The 26,870-nt window shown below is 39.9% G+C and carries 15 protein-coding genes; all 15 read right to left on the reverse strand.

The genetic code is table 11. From position 1 onward, the window contains the following. Positions 1–30 precede the first annotated feature (30 nt). The 15 genes from IR083_RS14430 to IR083_RS14500 all read right to left on the reverse strand — a co-directional run bounded on the left by IR083_RS14430 (position 31) and on the right by IR083_RS14500 (position 26,534). Positions 31–1,239, reverse strand: coding sequence for a glycoside hydrolase family 172 protein (locus tag IR083_RS14430; protein ID WP_194224850.1), 1,209 nt, complete (start codon positions 1,237–1,239; stop codon positions 31–33). An 84-nt stretch (positions 1,240–1,323) separates the two neighbouring features. Next, the gene (locus tag IR083_RS14435; RefSeq protein ID WP_006800009.1) at positions 1,324–2,247 is read right to left on the reverse strand and encodes a hypothetical protein; all 924 of its coding nucleotides are present in this window, start codon (positions 2,245–2,247) and stop codon (positions 1,324–1,326) included. A gap of 85 nt (positions 2,248–2,332) precedes the next feature. After that, positions 2,333–4,255 (reverse strand): RagB/SusD family nutrient uptake outer membrane protein, encoded by a 1,923-nt coding sequence (locus tag IR083_RS14440; protein WP_194224851.1) that lies wholly within the window; start codon positions 4,253–4,255, stop codon positions 2,333–2,335. Positions 4,256–4,267: 12 nt separating this feature from the next. Continuing rightward, entirely contained in the window at positions 4,268–7,375 is a 3,108-nt protein-coding gene (locus tag IR083_RS14445; RefSeq protein WP_194224852.1) for a SusC/RagA family TonB-linked outer membrane protein, read from the reverse strand. 201 nt (positions 7,376–7,576) lie between these two features. Further along, positions 7,577–7,987 (reverse strand): DUF4945 domain-containing protein, encoded by a 411-nt coding sequence (locus tag IR083_RS14450; RefSeq protein WP_185095962.1) that lies wholly within the window; start codon positions 7,985–7,987, stop codon positions 7,577–7,579. Between the two features lie 22 nt (positions 7,988–8,009). Beyond that, complete coding sequence (locus tag IR083_RS14455; protein WP_006800005.1) at positions 8,010–9,767, reverse strand: RagB/SusD family nutrient uptake outer membrane protein; 1,758 nt, start codon at positions 9,765–9,767, stop codon at positions 8,010–8,012. A 12-nt stretch (positions 9,768–9,779) separates the two neighbouring features. Then, on the reverse strand, positions 9,780–12,974 hold the full coding sequence (locus tag IR083_RS14460; protein ID WP_148401894.1) for a SusC/RagA family TonB-linked outer membrane protein: 3,195 nt from the start codon (positions 12,972–12,974) through the stop codon (positions 9,780–9,782). 107 nt (positions 12,975–13,081) lie between these two features. Next, positions 13,082–14,857 (reverse strand): L-fucose isomerase, encoded by a 1,776-nt coding sequence (locus IR083_RS14465; protein ID WP_006800003.1) that lies wholly within the window; start codon positions 14,855–14,857, stop codon positions 13,082–13,084. 28 nt (positions 14,858–14,885) lie between these two features. Beyond that, the gene (locus tag IR083_RS14470; RefSeq protein ID WP_194224853.1) at positions 14,886–16,817 is read right to left on the reverse strand and encodes a glycoside hydrolase family 172 protein; all 1,932 of its coding nucleotides are present in this window, start codon (positions 16,815–16,817) and stop codon (positions 14,886–14,888) included. Positions 16,818–16,829: 12 nt separating this feature from the next. Continuing rightward, entirely contained in the window at positions 16,830–18,926 is a 2,097-nt protein-coding gene (locus IR083_RS14475; RefSeq protein WP_194224854.1) for a hypothetical protein, read from the reverse strand. Positions 18,927–18,953: 27 nt separating this feature from the next. Further along, entirely contained in the window at positions 18,954–20,204 is a 1,251-nt protein-coding gene (locus IR083_RS14480) for a DUF6786 family protein (protein WP_194224855.1), read from the reverse strand. 4 nt (positions 20,205–20,208) lie between these two features. After that, entirely contained in the window at positions 20,209–22,788 is a 2,580-nt protein-coding gene (locus IR083_RS14485; RefSeq protein ID WP_194224856.1) for a GH116 family glycosyl hydrolase, read from the reverse strand. Positions 22,789–23,014: 226 nt separating this feature from the next. Further along, positions 23,015–24,175 carry a glycoside hydrolase family 172 protein gene (locus tag IR083_RS14490; protein WP_006799998.1) on the reverse strand — a complete coding sequence of 387 codons (1,161 nt, stop codon included), beginning with the start codon at positions 24,173–24,175 and terminating at the stop codon, positions 23,015–23,017. A 36-nt stretch (positions 24,176–24,211) separates the two neighbouring features. Further along, positions 24,212–25,459, reverse strand: a complete 1,248-nt coding sequence (locus tag IR083_RS14495) for a sugar MFS transporter (protein WP_194224857.1) — start codon at positions 25,457–25,459, stop codon at positions 24,212–24,214. Positions 25,460–25,532: 73 nt separating this feature from the next. Next, entirely contained in the window at positions 25,533–26,534 is a 1,002-nt protein-coding gene (locus tag IR083_RS14500) for a LacI family DNA-binding transcriptional regulator (protein WP_194224858.1), read from the reverse strand. Positions 26,535–26,870: the final 336 nt, after the last annotated feature.

Genomic DNA, 26,870 nt, shown 5'->3' on the forward strand with positions numbered 1-26,870 from the left:
TTAGGAAGGGGTATTATGGCTTATTTACAATTATTGTTTAGGCATTTCATTACCCCAAAGTTTAGAATCTTCTCCCCTGTTTTTTCTCCACTCATGACGCCAGCGATGCATATCCGGCACATTGATAAACGGCTTCAATTTACGCACTTCTTTCGATGGAGCAGGAGGTAAAGGGCAGGCTTCCGACTGATACCAGTATGCGACGGTAGCCAAATCCAATGTAAGATTATTTGCATGTCCGTGTTCTATACTTGCTTTCAGGCTTTTTTGGAAGAAAACAGGATCTTCTATAAAGAAGCGATATATATGTGTACGTCCCAGCCAGCCAACATCATTGTTTACACGAGGATATCCGAAGTATGGATGCGAATAAGCCTCCTTTGGACACCATGATGTATTGAAAAGGTCTTCCGTACCCGTCCCCAACAATGAAGCTTCTTCTTCACCATCAATAAACCAAAAGTCGTCCCCTTCACCATACCAGATTGGAGAAGGACAATGGACATAATAATTAAGCCCTACAAAATGTCCTTTACCTTTGATATCAGCAAATACATAATTGCGGTCGCCTGTTGTATTGTTGTCTTGTTTTCCGATTACAGCCCATTCTGTTTCCCCTTCCGGCGCAGCCTCTGTCAGCTCCTGATTGTACCAAGCATGGAATCGTCCCAAATCGGCCGGTAATTTTTTAGTCTCATAATAATCTACATAGAAATAAAATTTTTCAAGATTTACATCCGACTGGTTTTCAATTTCGATCCTGGCCCCCTGAGCAAAAGGCATGGAGAAATACGATACCATCGAGGTACCATTTGCAGGACCTGCAGTAATAGGCAACGCCGAGTAATTGTACCGTTCATTCCATCCCTGACCAAAGAACGGCCCGATAGGAGATTCAACAGAAGGATAAGCATTGCCATCCCAGTACATACGGATTATAACATCGCTACGGTTCAAAACATGAGGCTCGGGAGCCATTGTTATCCATATATGGTTTATAATACCGGAGCCGGGTATATCGGCGATTATACGTTTTTCCCCCGGACGTATATCTGAAAGATGATCCAGAACTCCTCCTGCGGGATCATTACTGCTAATGCGCCGGTTTCGCATACCGTTTTTCATTTGCGATAGCTCATACATAGTTCCGGGAACGGGATTCTGCGCTACTAGATCCGGTATACAAAATAACGTAAGTAATAAACAAATCAAGACCAGTTTTAATGGTTTCTTTTTCATAATAATAAATTATTTATCTAAAACTTCTCAAGATCTGCCCCCCAAAAAGAGGCAGACCAAGATATTAATACTCACAATACACGATCATTCAAATTTCAGAGGAAAAGCAAGTTCATCGTACTCTGAAATAATGATCATTGCATTAATGTTATAGAATCTTGCCCATTGAGTATTATTAGGTCCGGCTTGTAAGGTTATATGTATTTTGCCATCATCATCCGGAATAATATTCTTAACGGTTGCTACTCCCGATTGATTATGAGCCGTACTAAGCGTTGCCGAACTGCGGTTCAAACCTTCAACTATATATTCATTTTCAGTATTATTATCGTCGATCGCCGAATAAAATATGAATGAATACTTAAAGTCTTTATTCAAGGCCGATAGAGTAAAACCAGCAGAAGATACATTTATTCCATCATTGAAAAACATGTCATTGGAAGCCTCTGATGGAAATCCCAAAGTATTAGGGATATTGCGAATTATTTCAAAATCGTTGAAAGAGCCTGCAATTTCAATTGAATACCCGGTATCCTCTCCATATTTATTTATTAAATTCTCAAGTTTTTTATCGGATGGCTTTTGAAAATTATTAAATGGCGAAGGAGATATTATAGGACCAAAATCTATAAATATAGGCTCAAAATCAGGCGATTTCATCACATTCACGGTTGAATAATATTGTAATTTCCCATCTTCAGATTCTAGCTTGAGGGTTGTTTGCCCAGGAACAAGACCTTTGATTGTGAGAGAATTATCCGAATGAGTATGAAGAGAGACAAGGCTCTCATCAGATACACTCCACACAAATTTCTCTTTCGCCGTTTCTTCACTGTCAAAAATCGGATGTATCGTTACATTATATCTTTCTGCAGTTTTTACAGTTATCGTTTTTTGAATAATTCTTGCATATTTAGTTGGAAATTCAGGCATATCATTATCACTCTTGCAAGAACTGATTCCCAAAACTATTAAAAGAATATAGAAAATATATTTAAAAGATTTCATAAGATAATATTTTATATTCACTATTACTTGTATCAGTAAGGAGAACAGGAGTCAGTCGTTTCCGTTCCTGTTCTCCTGTTTGAAATTAATAACCGGGAGCCTGAATCAGTTTAGGATTAATATCAATTTGGGCTTGCGGCACAGGCCATAGATACATCTTCTTGTAAAATTTACGATTTTTGTAAAAAGTACGTTTATAAAATGCATCCGGATTATTGATATCATCACTTTTCGCAGATCCTTTAAAGTTCATCCCGTAATACGGGCGATTAAGCTCGGTTTCTGCAACTTTCCATCGGCGTACATCGTGGAAGCGGATACCTTCACAGTTAAACTCAACCCGCCTTTCTTTTTGAATCAGCTTACGGATTTCATCCTGAGAACCAGATGTTACATCCGGAATTCCGGCTCTCTGCCTCACATAATTAATGTATTTTAAAATATCCGCATTACCCGGGTCGGATTCATTCAGGGCTTCGGCATAACCCAGGTATGCTTCTGCCAAACGGTAAAGAATACCAGGCTGATACGGATGGGTCGGAGTCCTGGGGAAAACTTCGAGACTAATCCTCTTCCTTACATTATAACCATTTTGCGGAGCATCGAAGGTATTTCCTGTATCCCGTCCTCCATTCTGGTAAAACTCAACGCGTCTGTTATCTACTCCAAGCCACGCCTCATTATATATAACCGATACATAGAAACGCGCTTCTCTATTACAATACATGTTAAATGTACCTGGGAGTGTCACCTGTCCGTGTACATTGTCCGGACCTGATGCTCCTATCCAATTTGTATTTCTTATTTCTCCTACCGTAGAAAATCCATTTTCGGAATATCCGGATGCAGTATTAATAATTGGCATATTATTTGCGTCGTATCCCAGTATAGGGCTCGTGCCGTTTTTCATATAAAAAGCATCTACCAGTTCCTGAGTAACACCCATCCCTGCATTTCCGTTTATTCCTTTTGGCAGATGATGTGCCTGCCAACTGCCCAAACCTTCATAATAATCTCGGCCCGGATCCCATGTCCTACCAAATATAATCTCTTTGTTACCTTCCGAAAACTTTTTCAGAGACATATTATAATATGACATAAAAGGATCTATCGTACCATCGTTATTATATTCCTTATATAACTGATAGGCGTTTGCATGCGCCAGGTCGATCAACTCTTTATGGGCTGTTGCAGCACGTGCCCACTTACCAGTCTCTGCTGTAGGTTTAAATAAATTGACACCATCATTATTCTTCCAGTCTTTAAGATCCGGATTTCCGTTAAATAAAGGGCTTGCTGCAAAAAGAAGCATACGTGCTCTCACTGCATGGCACATTACGGAAGTTGCTCTACCCCAATCAGTTTCTTGAGGATAAACTGCAGGCAGATGTTTGGCCACCTCTATCAATTCATTATCTATCCAGTTTACAATATCATCATATGGAGTCTGAGTGATCATCAGTTCCGACTCAGGTGCATCCACTGATTCTATAACTCCGGGCTTGAACGGGATCGGACCGTATATCTCCAACATTAACGCATAGTAATACGCAATCAGAAAGCGGGCTTCATATTTCATTCTAGTAACATATTCTTCGCTCATACCCTGCGCCTGATTTGGCCGAGCATTTTCTATAAATATCAATGCACTGCGTATTTTCTGAGGAAAAGTTACCCAATAATAGGGATTCCAGGCCGATTCCGGATTCCAATCCCCGACAGTATATGCATATACATTCTTCCATCCAAAAGGCTGCCACTCTGAAGGAATAGTCATATCATCTGACATTATATTCCACCCCTGCTCTTTAAAGTATCCCCACATTGGATTAGGAACACCTGAATATACACCCGCCAACCAGTCTTCAGTTCTGATCTTATCAGAAAAAATCATCTCCATCGTCAGATAGTCATCAGGTTTCTTATCCAGAAAATCGGAGCATCCTGTTGTACCAATTATTAGTAATGAAGAAATAAGGACCAGTATTAAATATTTTATATTTTTCATATTCATCATTATTTATTGGAAATTAACACTTAATCCAAATGATATTGACTGAGTCATAGGATACTTAAGCCCATCGGTTGTGGCCAGTTCCGGATCCCATAGTTTAAATTTAGAGAAAGTAAGGATATTAGACCCTCTCGCAAAAAAACGCAAATTTTCTACACCTACCGATCTCGTCCATACCTGAGGCAGTGTATAACCAACCTCCAAAGTCCTCAAACGCAAGAAGCTCATATCTCTTAACCACCAAGTAGATGCCTGTTCATTATTAGTATTCGCACCATAAGTCAATCTTGGCCAGAATACGTTCTGATTCGGATTCTCCTTTGTCCAGCGATCATCGATATTAGTGAAGATATTCCCTGTTGCACCTAAAGCGGTTCCGGGTAACCAGTTCTCTCCGCCAAGCATTTGGTATGTATTAGCTGTACCCTGGAAAAAAAAGCCAAAATCTATAGCCTTATATTTTATATTGACACCAAAGCCGTATACAATTTCCGGATTAAAGGTTCCCCCAATGGCTGTCCGGTCTCTTGCATCGATCGAATTATCACCGTTTACATCTTTATACTTGATATCACCCGGGCGGACTGTACCAAACGTATGAGCAGGTATTTCCGGCTTTAAATTGCCATTGGTGTCAAAATCATCTTCAGTAAAAAGCCCCTCTGAGACAAGTCCGAATATCTGGTTGATAGGATGTCCCGTTTCAGCCCTGTTAGTTCCTATTACAGCAGCAGGTTCATCTTTCTCAATAATTTTGTTTCTGGCAAAAGTATAATTTGCCATTGCCGAAATATGCCAGTCGTCAGACAATTTTTTATTTGCATTCAGAGACAGTTCAAACCCTTTATTTTCTACTTTGCCAAAATTGGCATAAGGAGTTTGCATAAATCCGGCCGAACCCGGAACTGTCCGCCTTTGCATAAAGATATCCCTGCGCTTATCCATGAAAACATCCGCAGTCAGGTTTACTGAATTGCCCCATAAGCCCACCTCTAAGCCTAAGTTCGTCTTGGTCGATGTTTCCCATGTTAGCGCAGTATTTTCGGCATTCCCTTCTGCTTTTCCGACACGATGGAAATTACTATCTGTGCCAAAAGTATACCATCCGTAACTTTCGTTGATTGTTGAAAGATACGCAAACCTGTTATCCCAGATATTTACACCAAGTATGCTATTACCTACTTCACCCCAAGACCCTCTAAGTTTCAGATTGGAAATAGTGTTTACCAGACCTTCCATAAAGCTCTCCTGAGAAATGATCCAGCCTAAAGAAACCGATGGAAAAAATCCGAAACGATTACCTTTGGCAAAGTTTTCCGAGCCATTGTATCCAAAGTTGAACTCCGCAACATAGCGTGTATCGTATGTATATGAGAATCTTCCGGCAAATCCCTGAGTACGGTAAGGCAAACGGTCCCAATATTCAGTTCCTCTTTCGAGTTCCCTCTGATTATATAGAAGCATGGAATTCACCGCATGTTTTTTGTCAAAAGTTCTTTCATAGTTGATTGCACCTTCCATATAGATACTTTGTTCACCCCATTCGGAACCGACATCATAACCCAGAAATTGCTGGCCATAAGTATATATAGACAACGCTAAATTTCCATTAGCATCTCTTTCCGTAGCAGGTGTATAATAATCAGGATTTTTCCCCCTAACCTTATAAGAACCCGAATATCTGTCGAAAGAAAAGCTCAATTTTGCGCTTAAGCCGGGAGTGATAAATTTCAGATCTTGCTCAACGGATGCCAAAGATTCAATTTTATGGCGGTTCAAAGTTTCATATCCTCGTTGTGTAGCCCAAGCCCACGGATTTTCCCTTGCGTATACCCGAGGTATTTCCCCGGTTGAATAAACGGGTGGGTGAACATATGGAGGAATCCTCGAAGCCTGGTAGAAAATACCCACATCTGTTTCATTCCATCCCGGAGGAGAGTTACGGGCGATCAGATGCCCTCCCAGATTGAAACGAAATAATGTTGTTTTAGTCAGGTTAACATCTACATTTGAACGGACATTATAGCGTCGAACCTTCAGAGAAGAGTCCCATGCCTGATTTTTATCTCTCTCTATAATTCCACTCTCATCATAAAGTCCTAATGTTAGAGCATAACGTAATATATCACTCCCCCCGTTGATATCTAAATTGGCAGTAGTACTACTTGCAAAGTCCTTTGCTACAACATCCCACCAGTTGATATCGGGATATAGCTCGGGATCTGTTTGATTCCTGTAATTCTCGATTGTTGCGTTGTTGAAGAGCGGAGACTGATTAGGATATGCGTCCAGATAGACATCGTTCATCAATTCCAGATACTTCACAGAACCTATATATTTCGGAAGTTTCGTTGGTTTAGTATATGCCTGTTCTATGCGGGCGCTTACTTTCGGGGCCCCTATTTTACCTCGTTTTGTGGTAATCATTATCACACCATTAGCACCTCTTACTCCATATACGGCACTGGCCGCAGCATCTTTTAATACAGAAAATGATTCGATTTCATTCGGATCCATATCATGTAAGGAGCGCTCAATTCCATCTATCAATACTAAAGGCTTAGAATTTCCAAAGGAACTCATACCTCTAATCCAAAAATCAGAATCGTTAAACCAAGGATTGCCACTTCTTTGTACAGCAATTACCCCGGCTAGCTTCCCTGCAAGATTATTACTGACCGAACGAACAGGAGCTGTAAGTAACGACTGAGGCTCAACAGTACTAATAGCTCCAACAACTGACGCTTTCTTCTGAGAACCGAATCCTACTACTACTACTTCATCCAAGAAAGCGACATCTTCATCTAAGGCAACATCAATAACCTTTCTGTTCCCTATTTCTTCTACTTTCTCTTTAAAACCAATACATGTAAATCTCAGTACAGCACTGCTTGATTTTGTACCAATGGAATAAGTTCCATTCTCATCTGTGATCACTCCATTTGTAGTGCCAACTTCCGTAACTACTACTCCGGCCAACAACTCTCCTTTAGAATCGCTCACACGTCCTGTTATTACTCTCCCTGACTGAGCAAAAGCAAAAACTAGGTTTAGGAAACAACACATCGACAGCAGGAAATATTTTCCATTTTTTTTTCGTTTTATGTGTCTCATAATAATGTTAATTTTAGCATAAGTGTCTCATATATAATATTTAATAAGATCATTTTTTATCGTACCGGATATTGGTAAATTTCGTTTCTTAGATTTTGCTTTTCAGGTCTCAGACTAGAATTCATATTCTATAAGCAAGTCTTACACAGAAAAAGACCAATACCCGATAGAATCATCAAATCCTCAGGTATTCCTATACACTCATTCAATATGAATAACCTGCCCTTCCGAATAAACCCTGTCTGTTTTACCCTCTTCTTTTGCTTCGTTGGTCAGATAACCCAGTAGTTTCACAACAAACCGATATTTTTTGCTTGTATCGATTGTTATATCACGAGATGTTCCTTCATTTTCGACTATAACTATTTCTCTGTAAATATTATTCTCTACTACCTGGATACTGACTTCCAATGGCCGTCTGAAATCATCCGATATATTTGCAGGAATCTGCCATGATAATTTGACAAGATTATTCTGCTTTGTATAACTCAAATTTTCAATCTCAGGTAAAGAATGATCGAATTCTTTATAATCAATGACATCTCTATCATAACAACTTGTAAATGAAACAATGGTAAGTGCTATGATCAGCATTCTAGCTATATTTTTCATAATTATATCTTTATATTCAATATTAATACCCCGGATTCTGTGTATAATTACCTTTCGCCCATTTCATTTGAGGTAATGGAATTGGGAAATACTCATCTCTACCCGCTGTAAAGCGCGCATTATCCATCCAGGAAAATCTATTTTTCTCAACAGCAAAATAATCATTCATCGTTTTTTCTAAAATCCCCCACCGCTGCAAATCGAAGAACCGGCGCCCTTCACAAGCCATTTCCAAACGGTTCTCCCATTGTAATGCTTTCATCGCAAAATCTTTTGTCCAAGTACAATTGGTTCCGGGCTTATATGTTTCACATTTGTAATTCAATATGGGTGAGCCATCTGCTTTCCTCAAACGGATAGTACTTTTTGCCGCACGCTCCCGAATTTTGTTGATTAATGGCAAGGCTTCATCCCATCTATCCAACTGTATGAGAGCTTCGGCTTTCCATAGCAATACTTCATCGTAACGAATCATCCGTTTATTCATCGAATTGAACTGCCAGCCATCATACAACAAGCAATTACAATTAGGATGTACCAGTTCCTTTATTGATTTCAGATATCCATATTCAGCCGGGTTACGAATCGCTTTTTGTTCGAAGATCAAAAATGGGTCATATTTATAGGGTTGTCCGGGAACAGCCGCTGTATGACTAAAACGAGGGTCGAATGTATTTTTACCGAAAAATTCGCTATCCCCATCAGCATAGCTACCGACATTGTAAGTATCGAACATTGGCAATCCGTCTGCTCCGGTTTTGAAAGCATTTCCCATTGTATAACTCACATGGTGAAAACCACAGCACTGAAATCCGGCCCATTGCCATGGATGATTCAATCCTTCGCTTCTGTTTATTTTGCCTCCGGTAGAGCTACCGTCATCGATCGAATATTGTATTTCCCATATAGATTCTTTCGTATTATTATCAAAAGCGATATCAAAATTATCGCCAAAATCATTGCACAATCCAACGGCTTTACCTTCCTGCTCGGTCAACTTATTGAGATACACCAGAGCTTCTGTTAATCTGTCTTTATTGATGGTTGTTACACGGTGTCTTTCATCCTGCTCATAAGCCATAGAAAGCAATACCCGGGCAACCATTGCCGTTGCTGCATTCTTTGTTATGCGCCCTTTATCCATCTGGCTTTCGGGCAAAAGGTTTTCCGCGTCTTTAAAATCGTTCAACAGTTTTTCCCACAAGTACAGATCGTTTGGCATATCTTTTTCCCTGTTCGGTACCGATTCAAAAGCAGAGGAAGTTCCAACAACCGTTTCATCAATATAAGGCACATATTTCCAAAACAGCTTAATACGATAAAGCGTAAAAGTCCGTATAAACTTCATTTCTCCCATTCTGGCGTTCTTGGCGGGAAATTCATCTTCTGTGATTGTTTCCAGTCTTTGCAAAGCAGTATTACATCTCTGTATTACCTGATATGATACATACCATGGATAATCGAGAGGCCATCCATTTGGAGTTAGGCCGACAAAGGTTTCCATAAAATGCCAGCCATCTCCATCCCATGTACCTCCTCCACCTTTATAAGAATCGTCGGAACGTAATGAACCCGACCACCAGGGGGCAAAAGGTGAATCCCACGACGGTATATCTGTCATTCTTGCATATGCTGCCGTTACAAAGCCTTCCATATCTTCAGGTTTCGTAAGCAACGATTCATCTAATACTTGTTTAGGAGCGACATCTAAGAAATCGGAACAACTATTTGCCGTAAAAAAGAAGGCCAAAACGAATATTATTAATTTAAACTTTTTCATAGATACTAAGATTTAGAATGTAACATTAAGTCCAAATGTTAATGAGAATGGAGTCAAATAACCATAACCAGGCATCTCCGGATCGAAACTTGTATATTTATCTTTACCCCACCCTTTCTTAAGGGTTAAGACATTTCGTGCCGAAGTATATATTCTTAGGTTCTGCATCAACATCTTACCTGATATTTTCTTTGGGAGCGTATACCCTAGTTCTATATTCCTTAGTTTGAGGTAAGACCCATCCTCTACAAAATAGCTCGAGAAACGGTGTTCTGCATTTTGTGTCGAATTAGATATAGCAGGGATATCTGAATTAGGGTTATCGAAAGACCAGGCACCTAAGATTCTCTCAGGATGATTTTTATGAGCCGGTACAGTTATATTCCATAAGTCGGATTCTTGTTTCCAGATATTATTTACTTTATTGCCATAAACGCCCTGGAAGAATATATTCATATCAAAATTGCGGTACTTAAGGTCAAATGTAATCCCTCCGAAGAAATCGGGATCTGTAACTCCGATATATGTTCTGTCATATACTTCGTCTACTACTCCATTTCCATCGAGATCTTTGTAGCGAATACGACCTACAGCCTTTCCTTTCTGTTCGGCATGGTTATCGACTTCCTCCTGTGTCTTAAATATACCATCAGCAACTAAGCCGTAAAGGATATTAGGTGTTCTTCCGGTAACAAGGTCAAGAACTCCATCGCCAGGATATTTATTAATTACATCTTGCGGAAGATCTATGATCTTTGTTTTATAGGTTCCTATATTGGCCGAGATAGTGTACTGAAATGCAGATTTAGGATCATTGCTGTAACTAATGGAAAATTCTATCCCTTTATTATTCATATCAGCACCATTAATCCAAGGTTCGCCACCTTCACCCATGGCTGCAATGTAAGGTGTTTGAACTAATATATCTGATGTCCTCTTATAATAATATCCTAACGAGCCGTTTATCCGTTGATCAAGGAATCCGAAATCCACAGCCAAATCGGTTTGTGTTGTCGTTTCCCATTTAAGATTGGGATTACCCAACCAGGTTCTCCTATAACCCGAATATAAAGGTCCGGTCTCGTTTCCTTCTATAGGATAAGATGTCCCGAAATAATCGGTTGTGAACGGAGTGGATGTATAACCTCTGGGTAAACCTTGTACACTACCGTTTGCACCCCAGCTGGCACGCAACTTAAGATCAGATATAAAGTTAAAGTCCGCCATAAAAGGTTCGTTATTGATTCGCCATCCTGCCGAGAATGCCGGGAATGTAGCATATCGATTATTTGCACCGAAAAGTGAAGAACCATCCCGACGCAATGTGGCTGAAAACAGATACTTTGTGTCATAAACGTAATTGGCTTTTCCAAATACAGAGAAATATGTATACTCATCGGCAGAACTTCCAAGAGAATATTTTGAGCCGGTAGTTATTCCTAAGTGAGCGAAGTCACGGTCTTCAAGATAAACCCCTTCTCTTCTCGCCGAAAACCCTTCTTGTACAAACCTTGTCAACTCTACTCCAAATACGGCATCAAGACTATGTTTCCCTTTATTCATATTATATGACATAGTATTAGTCCAAACATAACTAAGCGGATGAGACTGGCTGCTTCCTACATAGTTTTCGCCGTCACTATTCCGGCCTCCGTTTTCGGACCAGGCACGATCCAGAGTCCTGTTATATGCATTCCCGTAATCGACACCAAACTGTGTGCGGGCAGATATCCCCTTCCAAATATCAAGGTCCAGAAAAACATTCCCTATCACTTTTACATAATTATTAGTATTGTCTTTATTATTTGTCAATACACGTACAGGGTTTGTAAAGTCATCAAAACCAGCTGCTCCTGCCCATCCTCCATTGACGTCATAAACAGGGACCGCCGGAGGCATAATCATAGCCCAGCGCATCTCGTTGCCATCTCTGTACTGCAAATAGGATACAGCAAGATTTTCTCCCAGCTTCAACCGGTTATTTATCAGGTTATATTCAGTATTGACACGTATCGAGTATTGCCTGAAATATGTATGAATTTGTGTTCCCTGATTATCATAATAACCTAACGAGAATAAACTCCTCGATTTATCCGATCCACTGGAAACCGTTAATTGATGATTAGTCATTATTGCTGTCCTGAGAACCTCATCCATCCAATTCGTATCAGAGCCTCTTACCGTTTTGTCGGCGTTAAGCCATTCAGCCGGTCGTGCCGCATCCAGTATAGCTCTTCCGTTAGCATCTCTATGCCACGTGAAATCGTAGGTAGATGGTAATGACATCGCCATCCCATATATCTCTTCGTCATATGCCTGTGCTCTGAAAGTCGCAATCCCGTATTGTTCAGCATTCATCAGTTTCGGCTTATTCAATACGGTATTAAAAGAAACACTTCCATTATATTCAACCTTGGTTGTTCCGGCTACTCCCTTTTTAGTCTGAACCAACACGACTCCTCCCGAAGCCCTGGCTCCGTATATACTTGCAGAAGCCGCATCCTTCAGGACTTGAATAGACTCAATGTCCCCTGAATTTATATCACGAAGATTCAGGTTTTCGGTAGGCATTCCATCTAATACTATCAACGGTTTAATCCCTCCCGACAAAGACGAAAGCCCCCTGATTTGTATATTAACTCCCTCTGCCGGGTCACCTCCGTTAGTAGTAATATATACTCCTGAAAGCTTCCCTTGCAGTGATTTCATTGCATTTGCTGACGGATTTTTTGCTAAATCGGCAGCATTGGCAATAGATAGTGATCCCGTCAGATCGGCCTTCTTCTGGGTCATATAACCGGTATAAATCACTTCTTGTAACATGGTAGCATCGTTTTCCATATTTACATTAATCGTGCTCTGATTCCCGACTACAACTTCAATCGTTTTTTTTCCAATAAAGTTAAAAACAAGAATAGCACTTTCTGAATCTACTTCCAATGTATACTTTCCATTAGTATCAGTCATTGTACCTTTTTGTGTGTTCTTAATAAAGACACTCACTCCGGGGAGAGTCTCTCCGGTTTCAATTTCAAATACTGTACCTGTAACTATTCTTTTTGGGGATGTTTCATCAGTACCATTTACCGCAAACAGGCCAACTGATGCGAAAATCATAAGCATTAGAATAAGTGTCTTTCGATACATGTTTTTCCATAGTTTTAGAAACAATATAATTCTGAGATTACATAGCAGTTCCTTTTTCATAATTTTTAGTTTAAGGTGAAACAGTGTAAAAAATCTTATTATTGATTTTAAAGATTATAAACAGGAAGAGTTTAGGAGAAAACTCTTCCTGTTTTTATATCAACCTTCTATTTATAGATCGGGCCATATGTATTACATGCCCTATAATCAGAACCCTCGGGATCAGAACCAAAGGCACTCCATGCCGATGGACGGAATATCTTATCCTCATCCACATTATGCATACAGACAGGGATAGAACACATGGAAGCAAGTGAAATCAGATCTGCTCCGATATGCCCGTAACTGATAGCTCCATGATTGGCTCCCCAATAATTCATAACAGAGTACACATCTTTAAAATGGCCTTGTCCGGTAAGTCTGGGCACAAAGAATGTAGACGGCCAGGTTTTATCTGTACGCTGATCAATAACATTAAATATTTCTTCCGGGAATGTAGCTGTCCATCCTTCTGCTATCTGAATAACAGGCCCTTGTCCTTTCACCAGATTAATGCGGCACATTGTAACAGGCATTCCGGCTTTTGACAAAAGCTTGGAAGAATAACCACCTCCACGGAAATATTCTAAGGAAGAAGGCCCCCACTTTGTCGCTTTAAGCATAGCGTTTACTTCCTCTTCGTCTATTTCCCAGAAAGGTTTCATTACAGGTTTACCATATTTGGTTTGCTCTCCTGTAGCATCCAAAGTACATGCTCCGGAATTGATGAGGTGGATAGCCCCATTCTCCAACAGGCCGTCCGGTTTCCAGCCTGTAACCCTTTCCAGAGCTGCAGGACTCCAATATGTTCTTACATCTGCAAATATCTGAGCCGTATTTGTTAATAATTTACCAAATAACATTGATATCCCGTTCAGATGATCATCCTCTGTCGCAAATGTAAAAGGTTCCCGTATGCCATTCCAGTCAAAAGATGTATTAAGAATTGCTTCAGAAAAATCACCGTTCGGAAGAAAATCTGTCCACTGGCGCTGTCCCTGGAATCCTCCGGCAATAGCGTTGTGCCCCATTGCTTCTTCTCCAAATCCCATATCCCATAACTTATCATTGCCTATCATCAGATCGCGCATGATTAAAGTCATCTTCACTACAAATTCCCAGTCTTGGTCTTTCTGCTCACGTGAACGCCGGATTGTTTCAGGATTATGATCCGGTAATTCATTCACAACACAGTTTTTCTTGGTCCAGGCCAGTGCTTTTTCAAATTCATCCTTATCATATATCTCCTGCTGAATCCTCCGAAGCACTTCGGAACAATCTACATATTCGGTACGCATACCCAGATATTCCTGAAGAAAATCAGGGTTTACGATAGATCCACCTATCCCCATCGAGACAGATCCGATAGCCAAATAAGATTTCCCCCGCATGATGGCTACTGCAAGGCCTGCTTTGGCAAAACGTAACAATTTTTCCTGAACATCTTCAGGTATTACAGGATCACCCATATCCTGAACATCGCGTCCGTAAATTCCGAAAGTAGGGAGGCCTTTTTGCGTATGTGCGGCAAGAGCAGCAGCCAGATATACGGCACCCGGACGCTCAGTGCCGTTAAAGCCCCATATTGCTTTTGGTATCAAAGGGTTCATATCTATTGTTTCTGATCCATAACACCAGCATGCTGTTACGGAGAGCGAAACTCCAACATTTTCCCTTTCAAATTTCTCTGCACAGTCAGCCGCTTCTTTAACACCGCCGATACATGTATCCGCGATAATGCATTGCACAGGTGATCCATCCGGATAGCGAAGATTCGTGCTATAAAATTCAGCAACCCTTTTTGCCATATTCATCACTGTATCTTCTAAAGACTCACGGATACCTCTCCTTCGCCCATCAATAATAGGGCGAATCCCAATTTTTGGATAGTTCGTTTTTTTCATTTTTTACTTTTTTAATATTACTTTTTCTTTATTGTTTCTCAAGGGTCAGAATATCGAAGTGAAATTTTGATCCCTTCTCTGTTTTTTTCACTTTAATTGAAATAGAATTTGTATGTCTGGTGAGGGTGAATATCCCTAACTCTGCATTCTCCATTTTTTCTTCAGCCTTACTGTACACATCTTCCCACGATTTTATCTGCTTTTGCCTGTTCCAGACTTCAAAAGCCCCTCCATCGGGAGTTTTATAATAGGTCAACTTAATTTTATAGACACCTTCTGGCACTTCATCGAGCATAATGCGCACCATACCTTCATTTTCTGTATCGGCAATCAAACGATCTTTGTTTTCAACTTTCAGTCCATGACCAATCGACAGATTCATTAACTGTGGATAAAAAATATGTGTAGAAGGCTCATAGACTGTACGCAGTTCTTCGGTCGGTAACATACTACACTCAACAGGTTTTGATCCGTAATAGAATGCCAGAGATGTATAATCGACAGGAAATCTGTTTTGCTCAGGTCCATGTTCGATCGTAACCAGAAGGTTCTTATCGAATGTAACCTTATCCGTTATAAAAAAGCGATATCCTCCGGTGCGTGACATTGGCAAGGAATAATCGAGAGAGCCATGTATAGGCAAACTCACACCCCGATCCCATCTATCGAGTAAAGCATACCACCCTCCATTGTAGTAATCTTCCGACCCTGTACCATGCATCCTCAATTTACTATCGACCACAGTAGAATCATCTCCTTCGAAAAACAGAGTCATACCGGGACGTAAGGCCTGCGCAATATGAATGATCCCTATATAATGCCCTCTATCTTTGATGTCTGCGAATAAATAGGGCTCGAATTCCTTTGGGTCGATCTCCCGGCGCCAGATACTATATAGGCGGCCTTCTTTTTCGGGGTTCTGCACTTCTTTTGTATAAAATACCCTGGCTTTTACTTCTACCTTCGATTGATTCATATCCTGCCTTTTTTCATATACAAGGTTCAACCTCGCTTTTTTACTGTACGGCATAGGGATATATGAATAGTTTATTGACTGAAAAGAGCCCAGTAAAAGACTTTGCATGGCTGGTTTTCCATATGCGTAGCCAAAGAAATCGGCGGCGGGACTGTAAATGGCAGGGGACTCATCATCATCCCACTGCGCCTTCAATATAATATCTTTATATTTACCTTCCAGAGCCGGGCCAAAATCCAATTCAATACCAAATATACGTCCTCCTTCATTGGCTGAGAAAAAAGGAAAAGTTTCTCCCGGAGCAATAAAAAATTCCTTTGTCTCTACCAACTGCTCTGCTTTGTCCAAGTTAGTTAAAGGTTTAACTTGACGGAGCCAAAAATTACAAGCCGTGTTCAGAGCCTCTTTTTGCTCTGTATTCCATACCATATTGAAAGACTCTGTTTGCGTATTCTCCGGATAAGGACGGTATTGTATCTGATGAAACATGATCTTCTCACCGCAAAATACTATTTTACATGATTTTGTAAATTGAATAGGTACATAACAATAGTACCCTCCTATTTCATTTCCGCAAACAGGATTAACAAAAGGAAAGATCTTTCCTGAAAATAAGTCTATAAAAGGAATACTGATACGTGGCGTTTTTTCGCCATCAATATAGAATTGTATTGTATCTGTAGTCGGTGTGGGCGTCCAAATACGATTTATAACGCCGGGTCCCTTGTAATCGGCTAAAACCAGATTCCCGTTTTCCTTGCGTAGATAGGAATATTTTCCCGAAAAACCATCATCATTATTCCCCGTACGGTCATAACTTGATTCTTGTTCAATTATACCGGTCCGGTATTGTGGCAATAATGCAAGATTGTATAACTGCTCCAATTCACTGATCAAGGTAATGCCACCTGCATTTTTCTTATTTTGCGAATAAGCAGAAAAAACAAGTAAAAATCCGAAAATAATAAAAATTAATTTTTTCATATTTAGTATATATTATCTGAATATCTCAATGCCAAATTTATCACGAATGCGATTATATGCCTCAGCAGCAGCCCCATTACCCCAATCATAAATAGTGAATTCTCCTATGCCTATTCCATCCTTACTTGTCCGGCCGTCATGCCCATAATTCTCCATCGTAAAGCCATAGTCTTTTTCATTGAAGAATGGCCAGACTCTTTCCCACTGCTCTTTGGCTAAAGGATTCTCAGGACAATACATCATTGAGAATGAAGCCCGGATTGCGGATAAACCCCGCTCATTGTATTCTTTTTTATTCAGCAGTTTTCCATATTGAAGAATCGTTTCGGCAAAAAGGCTTTGACGAGAATCATTCCATTCCCCGTCAGCATTCATTACACCAAATCCACCTACTGTATTTACATAAATATAGGGAGGTTGCCATACGGTTTGTGTCATAAGCATTTCATCGAGTGTACGCTGACCCAGTTTGAGATATTCCTTATTCTTAGTTATTCTATAGCTATCGAGAAGAGCTTCCGCTGTCCAGAAGATAGAAAAGTTACATTGTTTGTACATATTGTTCCTCTCTATTTTCTTTCCTATCCACTCCGGTGTTCCCAGACGGCAACATGACCAGTAAGTCTCAAAATCCTCCCAACGTCCGACAGGCACAATTTCCTTACATACAGCATCTATCGCTCTTAATGCAGATGAACGGTATTTTTCATTTTTAGTTAACTCGTACAGCTTGAGCAAGAAAGTAACGCTCATCGATGTCTCTGGCGAATCGTTAAGATATTCCATCGGTTCCAAAGTATCCAGATCGAGCCATCCCGGGAAGAAGCCTTTTGCATCCTGTTTTTGTAATAAGGCGTCTGCGTATTTCCGGGCATATTCCAGTAACCGTTCATCTTTTTCTAATTCTTCATACCAACGCAGCATCAGGATAGCAGTCCAACTCATATCCAGAATATGAAAAGGAGATTTCCGGGCATCCCAGGTGTATGGATTTCTATTGGAGTTTCCCCAATAATAAGTATCCCAGCCCTTCGAACGGTTATATTGTTTCCCTTCAGTTTCTACTGTTTCCATCTCTGTACCGATCAGACCATAGAAAAAACCTTCCTTCATAGGAGCGGCCAAAGCTAATTCTTTTGAGAGTAGCGCCTTATTCAATAATCCCTTATTGCCTTTGCGACGGGCATAACGGTACAATCCACTTGCCGAACGCAAAGAACTAAACCATGCCTGATTCCATATCGACAGAAACTCCCTTTCGTTTACCTTGCCGGGGTAATTAGGACTTTGAGTTGTATTTACGATAAACACCGGAGCACCCACTTTCTTGTCACCTAACATAAATTCTTGCCAAACGGCATCTTTCCATGTATTAAATGCCCAGTTATAAGTGTAATCAACATAAGGCTCCAAATCTCCTTTTATAGGATTTCCTTCTTCATTCAGCTTCTCTCCCCAATTTGTCCAGAAAAACTTTAACGGTCTGCGAAAAGGATTTTCCAGATCTTCTTTATCCGCATATTTCATCAGATAAAAGCCGAATTCAACCCTCCCTTTAGGATATACAGCTCCTTCTTTGCGCTCATAGATAACATGTCCTGATACAAGTGTTTCACTCATACCTAATACAAGCTTATTTTCCGGAGCGATCATATCCATATACCATCGTGTAGGAGTGCCATTTTTCATAATATTGATATCCGGTATTACAGCCAATCCTTGCTTGTTATCGGTCACTATCATAGCAGGACTACGAAAAACATGCTGATCGATAATATTCATATCTCCGGGAGTAATATGAGGGGCCCAATTAAAGTCTGGGATAAACGCAGGCTGTATCGTTAGTTGCCAGTCATCTTGCTTGATTTCGGCAGGCAAATCAAATATAAGCCTGACATGAACCAAGCCTTTGTCTATGTTCTTTATTTCCTGCTGCGGTTTAATCGAACCTAAACGATCAAACCTGATACTGTGAATTACGGCCTGAAATTCTTTTGGTAGTTTTCTTATCTCTAACAGCTCTTCACCTAATACCCTAACCGGAAAAAGAAGACTTGAAAAGAGAGACAGGAAACTAATTACTAACAAATAATATATTCGTTTATTCATACCTAATATATTGTGCCCCTTTTATAATTATTTCATTGAAAATGCACTGGTAATATCATCTATAGAAACTCCAAGCAGCTTTTCTGCAATTTCTGTTAAAAGAGCAGGATCTCCCACAAAATGGAATACATTATGATTATGTGTCTGAGACTGATTTGGCTTGAGGAAAGCGGCCGGAGAGCAACTCTCCACTTCCAGGAAAGGCCCCATGATACTGCCATCTTCAAGAGGCCCATCGTTATATGCATTCATAGCATCCCCAACAAGCGGATCTTTCGAAGGATTCCATTCCTGATTAAGATAAGCAGCACCTTTTTCCACATCGAAAGTAGTGATAGTCAACCTATTCAATTCAGGATCATAATTCCCGGCAATACCTTTCGTCCTGAATGAATTCAAGCCCAATTTTCCCCGCTGAGCGCCATCTGTCTTCAGGTAGATAGTCTCTTCTTTTACAGCTAATCTGTCGGCGGGAATTTCTCCGAAATAATCACTGGTTACGATTTTACCCATCGTTTTTTCATCACCCTTATTAAATGGTATAATAGTTACAGCTTTCGGTGCCGGAATAAACATATCCAATATCCATGTAGAGATTGTTCCTGTAGCTTTAGTCCATTCAAAATCATTCTTATTCGTAATAATATTCCGGGTACTATATGCAACATACTTTACTCCATCTGCTAACCGGATACCCAACAGAGACTTTATTTGCTCTCCATCTAATAATTCGACAGTACGGTCTACATCTAGTTTGAATTGTGTATCAAGAAAGTTCTTTACCTCCATCCCTTTCTTCATTACAACTTTCTTTTCTGTAGCCGAAATCAATTCCCATGGTTCTGTATCAATAGGCTTAGGTGAATGCCAGTTATCATAGATCTGCTCCTTTCCCTTTTCGAAATAGACAGAGTATTTTCCACCTTCAGGCCCAAGCCAAAAACGATTTTCGCCTCCATAGCCATTCATATGTTCATCAGGAACAGCCAGTTCGAAAGCTTTATAACCAATAAAACCCATACTCCTGCCATTTGGCCCATCAACAGTACTGGTAAATACTTTTGCCTGATATTTGGGAGAGATGATTACCTGAGCATCATTATCCCCTTTCAGTATTACCAAACTGTCTTTTTCAGACAGATAATTCAGATCATATCCGAATGTTCCTTTTTCATAATTTTCCATAACGGTTTCTTTTCCCTTCTTGTTAGAATTAGCACAACTGAACAATAGGCCTAAAGCCAAAATCAGGGCTATAAATTGACTGATTTTAATCATATTATTATTTTTTTATATCTATTTGGTGATGTTTTCCCGAAACCAGACACTCTTGAATATCGATTTCTCCGTATTTAACCTCTACAAATGGCTTCCCATTTTTCAATCCCACATTTGCAAATCCGTTATTAGTAGAGAGAAAAGACACAAAATCATTCCCAATGCGGGAGTCGAAATAAATTGTCTTATCTACTGCATCGTAGCGGACACCGGTCAGTCCTTCCAATAGAGCATAACTCGCCATTGCACGGGCATACCACGCTCCGCATTCATACTCATTGAAAGGATTACGTATTTTTCCATTATAACGGTCACGGCATGTACGCACTATTTCCAAACCTTTCTCTACTTCGCCCTCGAACATCAGATGTGCAGCAACCTGATATTCAATACCTGTCCATACCTCATCACTATATACAAACGGGAGTTGAAGTTTACCTCCTTTTGGCCAGGAGCAGAGAAGCAGGCCACCTTCGTTGCCCAATGCAAATGTTGGGCGTTGAGGATTGGCATGTTCGCGCAAATCATGTTTCAGGTTATATTTATGCACAGCATTCAAGTGACTCGTAACTTTCGTTTTATCTATTATCTCAGGCATTCCGCATACAAGAGACATCCATGAACCTAATATACCATCCGACAAACAGCCCTTGCCGTATTGATATTTAGGGCCTTCTGCTTCTAATATTTTAAGGGCTTCAACCGAATAGCCCGAATTAAATGCCTGTACTTTGGTCGGATCGTCCGCATTCAAACCTTTCCATTGTATATTCTGAATAAAATATTCGCCATCGAAAAGCTTTGTTTCCATATATATTTTACTCTTGTCCATCAGCGCTTCGTAACGTGAAATATCTTCTCCCAAATATTCCCCCATCAAACACATCGCCTGTAATGCTCCGGTATAGAAACTCGTAATCATACCATCAGCTCCCCAGAATTCGATATCATAGGTATTATGATGAGGCTCTTCTATCGCCCCTACTTCGCGAGGGTCCCATGTCTTGATACAGTAGTCCATGCTTGCTTTTACGAAAGGGTATATTTCTTTGAGCCAGTTATTATCGCCGGATATACGCCATTCACGATAGATCTTCATGATACCACCGAGCTGTCCGTCCGCTGCCGAATGGAAATCGTGAATAACAGGACGTATAGGCAAATTGTTGCGGAATACCTGATGGCCTTCCTTATTTTGGCCTACGTAATATTCCGTTTCCCGCAATGTACGCTCCATTGCCGGAAACAAATGTGGCACTGCCTGCGCATAATTCCAAACATGTGTACAGGAACCATGACACGAACCCCAGGTATCTCCGCACCCTTCCCAGTTCCACATACGTCCATCGTACTGACGGAAGACTGTCGGAGATTTTAATATTGTAAGATTAGCAGCGACGGCTTCAATCACTTCCGCAGGAAGCGTACTATTATAAAAAGCTTCTGTAAATAGTTTGGTCTTTGATTTTAGATCATTATAGTTTTTAAGCCAGTAGGCAGAAACTTCTTTTATGTTTTCAAATTTATTACTATACCATGGACGGTAATTCCCATCCCCTTTATTATCATAAGGATAGCATTTCGTTGTACTATCTGTGCATTCAGGGATATTTGGATAGTCCGATCCGGATTTAGGATCTCCACCTATGCGCAGATTAGAGTAAGGTACATACCAGGCCATATAGAGTCTCACTGTTTTAACTTCTCCGGGTTCTAGTTTCACGGGAACAAATAATGATGCTCCGGTAGCTCCCTCTAATTCGGGCGGATTGCTTTCTATTATTCCTGTAGCTAAATTATTCCAACAAATAGTCAGTGGGTCAAACCAGCCTCCTCTGAACCAGTTATGATTTACCTTAGTTTCAGGATTATCAGTAAATATAGCAAACTCACCCTGATGAAAAGACTCATCCCCCGTTCCGGACTGATATAGAATGAAACCATTCTCGTGTGATTTTATGCAAGAGGTACCTTTCCCGTTTATATACATAAAATTGCGTGTATTGTAGGAAAAGATCGCTTCAATGACAGTATCTCCTGTATTTTTGAATTCATATTCAAATCCCCCTACCGGCAGACTTGAGTTATCAGCATCTGTGGGGATAAACGGATTCCACGCGTTTATCTTTATATCCACAGGCATTTGATCGTCTTTCAACTCTATTTCGGCAAATGGGAAACGAGCGGTAAAAGTATTTTCCTTATAACGGGGCAGTCCCCATGTCCCACCCCCTCCTAAAGCAGAGAGTGGCATCCCGAACTTTTTCCAGTCAGGAACCTGGCCTTCTAAGATTTTGGTTGTATTGTTGACATCTTTTATATGAAGCGCCGCAAACATTGCAGGTTCATGAAAAACCTCTGGACGGTGCCGCAGCGACATATTTGATATCGCGCCACTTCCTTCGATACAGAACATCCCTGTTCCCATTCCCCCTATCGGGAAGGCAATCCGGTTTGTATAATCTCCTGTATATTTTTCATTATAGATCCGGGGTTGTTCCCTATTGCTTTTATGAGTACAGCAAATAAGAGATGTCAGCCCAATCACAGCCATACATAACAGGCTATGGTGTACTTTTTTCATAGATACAGTCTCGTTAAATTAAGGATGACGAATACACCTTTATAATAATAAGGTATCAAAAGACATTGAGAGTAGTTTATAATAAGCCTTCAGGGCTTATACGTTTTCGTTTTCTTACTTATTATCTTAAGAGAGACAAAGAAATATCTTATAAATATATTCCCGAACAGAATCTAAAGGGGGAGAATTAGACCGATATCCCCCTTTAGATAAATAACCTAAATTATTAATTAACCTCTAAATCCTGCCAACCCGGGAATTTCGGGAATTTAGCATGTGGTTCACCTTGATACCAAAAAACGACTGAAGATATATCCGATTTTTGAGGCAAATAACGTCCGCCTACTCTCCAACCCAAATCTTGAATTGTTATTTTGAGATCTTTTTCGAAACGTACAGGATCCGCTATATGCCATCTGTACATACCGAAGCGTTGTTGCGAACGGTAAGTCCCATCGGGACGAATAACCTGATGTAATCCTGCATAAGCTGTACAAAACTCTTTATACTGTCCTTCACGGTCAAAGTTGTAAGATCCACAGAAATAATCTTCTGCGCCGGTACCACAAATAGTAGGATATTTAGTATCTCCATCCATAAAGAATTTGATTTCTCCTTCACCCCACCATCCATTATTGTGTACTCCCTGGGCCATATATGTACCTACGTAATGTCCTTTTCCCTTAACCCCGTCAATCATTGTATAATCTGAGGTTTCATTATAATGTGTGCGACGGAATTGTGCGTGGAAATATCCTGCATCAGCCGGAACATCAGTCAGTGTATAGTCGACTTGATAATAAAGTACCATTGCATCTTCCGGATTGACATTTTCCATTGTGATCTTACATTTCTTACGGAAAGGCATTGTCCAGTAACAATTGAATGCACTTCCCGGATTAACGCATATAGCCAATGAATTTAGAGGAGCATAAACACCCCATCCCATGCCAAAAAAGTCTCCGACAGGACATTCTACCGATGGTTCTTTTTCATCGTCCCAATAAAAGCGCAGGATAGAAAAACGCCAGTTGCCTGTAGGTGTCATCCAAATATGCTGGATTGCTCCAGGGCCTTCAATCTCAGCTAATGTAAATGTTTCGCCGGGTGCTATATGGACATACGGATTAACTTTCCATGTTTGCCCGAGGTCTCGGGCAGCATGGTGTGCATTCGCTACATTTCGTTTATCTCCCTGCATAGCCGGATCGGCCATTCCTCCTTTACCCTTCTCTCCTGTAAAATTTTCCGGACTGATAGAACGTGTTTTTGCATTAGATAGCCGATGCAGATTACTCATATCCACACCAAGACCGTTAAACCCTTCTTGCGAGAATAAAAGCTGCGTTATAAAAAAAAGACTAATTAGAAAACAAATTTTTTTCATGGTATTTTATTTTTAGATAATAATTGAAAGTTCGGTCTAATTTTTCACCGGTTTATAGCCATGCAGACCAAAATATAAAATAAATAAGAAGCATGCGAGCGGGATAAAGAAACCGATAGCCATATTTTCTTCACCTAGCGCACCCATTATAATCGGAGAAAACGCTCCTCCTGCTACGGCCATAGTTAAGAATGACGCAGCACGTTTTGTGTACTCACCCATTTTCACAAGCCCCAATGCATAAATCGTAGGAAACATAATAGACATGAAGAAGAAATTTATATAAAGGGCATATAAAGATATTTTTCCTAAAGAAAGAATAACCAGAACCATTGATATAGTACACATTAATGCATAAAGAGACAAAATATGCTGAGGTTTGAATTTTGCCATAATAAAACTCCCCGACAGTCTGCCAATCATAAATAAAAGCATGCCTCCGAATGACAACAATTGGGTAGCCTCTATTTTTGTTATGCTATGATCCTGCTCCATCACATAATTGATAAAAAAACCAAATATTCCCGATTGCGCCATCATATATGCGACCAAGGCCGCTATCGCCAGCACAAAATGCCGATGTTGAAACAAAGGCAGAGTTTTATCATGTCCGGTTTCGGAAACTTCCTGAACAGCTTCGTCGTCGGACTCCTGTATATCCGGAAGTTTGACAAAAAAGAACAATACTGTAATAACGAGCGTACAAATACCAAGCAGAATATAAGGCTTTGTTAAAGCTAAGGTATCCCCTTCTTCTGCACCGAAAATAAGAGCACCTCCAATAAGTGGGCCAAGAATCCAGCCTAATCCATTTAGCGACTGGGACAAGTTGAGCCGCTGTGCACCTCGCTCTTTAGGACCTAAAACTGTTGAATAAGGATTTGCCGCTGTTTCAAGAAAACACAACCCGCATGCAACGACAAACAGGGCTATAAAAAATGGATTGGCTGAATGAAGATAGGCTGCCGGAAGAAAAGAAAAAGACCCCACGGCGTAAATCAACAAGCCAAATATAATCCCCTTTTTATATCCAAAACGACGCATGAACATCCCTGCGGGAACACTCATAAGACCATATGCTATATAGGTAGAAAATTGGACAAACCCCGATTGGGCCTTAGTCATAGTAAAGGCTTCCTGAAAATGCTTATTCAAAACATCAAGTAGTCCATGAGCAATTCCCCACATTAAAAACAGACTACTAACCAGAATAAAAGGGATTAAATAACTCCCTCCGCCAGGTGAGGCAAACAATGATAATTTCTTTTTTTTGTGTTTTTCCATTATAGTATTATTAATAAAAAGTGCTTATACGTTTAACTAAAAATAAAAAAAAATTATATTTTTTTTATTTTCATTAATTTTCCCCGGGGACTACGATATTTGTTTGTAGTGTCACGCTTTCAACAATCTTATATTTTGGATTCTCTATATATTTGAATAATATATCCAGAGTCCTTTCCCCCAATTCCTTCACAGGCTGCTCTATACAAGTAATATCTATATCTGCAAAAATATACTCATCAGGATTATCTATACTTACATACTTCAAATCGCGATAATTTTTAAACTCCCTCAAGGCAATTAACGACTGTACCCCTACCCTGTTCGTCGCAAAAACAACAGAATCAACCTTTTTGGCCATTAGCGCAGCTATAGCCTGCTTTACATTTTCTTCAAAATTCTCGAATGAAACAGAACGAACAAGATCATTATCGACAAGAACACCATTCATCTCTAAAGCTTTCGCATAGCCTTCATATCTCTTCTTTATATTTGGCAGGTTAATATTATAAGCCATAAAACCAATACGCTTGCAACCTTGCTCTAATAGAATATTAGTCAACTGAAAAGAAGCCCCTATATTATCAATCTGAATAGAACTTACGGGCAAACCTTCGAGACCTCTGTCCACTGAAACTACCGGCACCTTACGCTTCACAAGTTCCATCATAGCTTTTTCACTATCTTGAGGCGGCACAACAATTATACCATCGACATTTTTCTCTATAAAAAGATGGATAAGGCCCTCAAATTTCGCACTTGACTCATCAGAGCTACCAAACATAACCTGATACCCCTTTACCTCCGCAATATTTTCAATATGCCTGGCCAGTTTCGCAAAGAAAGGATTGGATATATCGGCAACTATCAGACCAAGGGTTTTTGTTTTCCCAGTCCGCAAACTTCTTGCAGCCATATTAGGCCTATAGTTCATTTCAATTGCAGTCTGTCGAACTTTCTCAGCGACTTCTTTCCCAATACGGGAGTCTTTATCTTTTTCATTCAAGACCAAAGAGACCGTAGCACTGGACACTCCTAATTTTTCTGCAATATCTTTTATAGAAACTCTAGCCATAGTATATTATCCTAATCAATTCCACCGGGTTTTACACTCTTAAATAGACTAATTACAGCAACCCATGATGCAAACGTAATATTATTAAATCGTTTTAGCAAATTTATTTATTGTTTTTTTTAACGGACTATAAATTTTAACATTTAACATAATTATAAAATAAATAAACATGTAACTTAATCCATAACTTCTATACATTAAATATTAAACAGAAGAAATAAATATCTCTCGCGATAAACACGCAAACAACTATATACAAGCAATATAACAACAAAATAAATCCCAAAAATAAGAATAACTATCACTCTAAACCTGAATTACATATAGTCTATAACG

Source organism: Dysgonomonas sp. GY75, assembly GCF_015234155.1.
GTDB lineage: Bacteria > Bacteroidota > Bacteroidia > Bacteroidales > Dysgonomonadaceae > Dysgonomonas > Dysgonomonas gadei.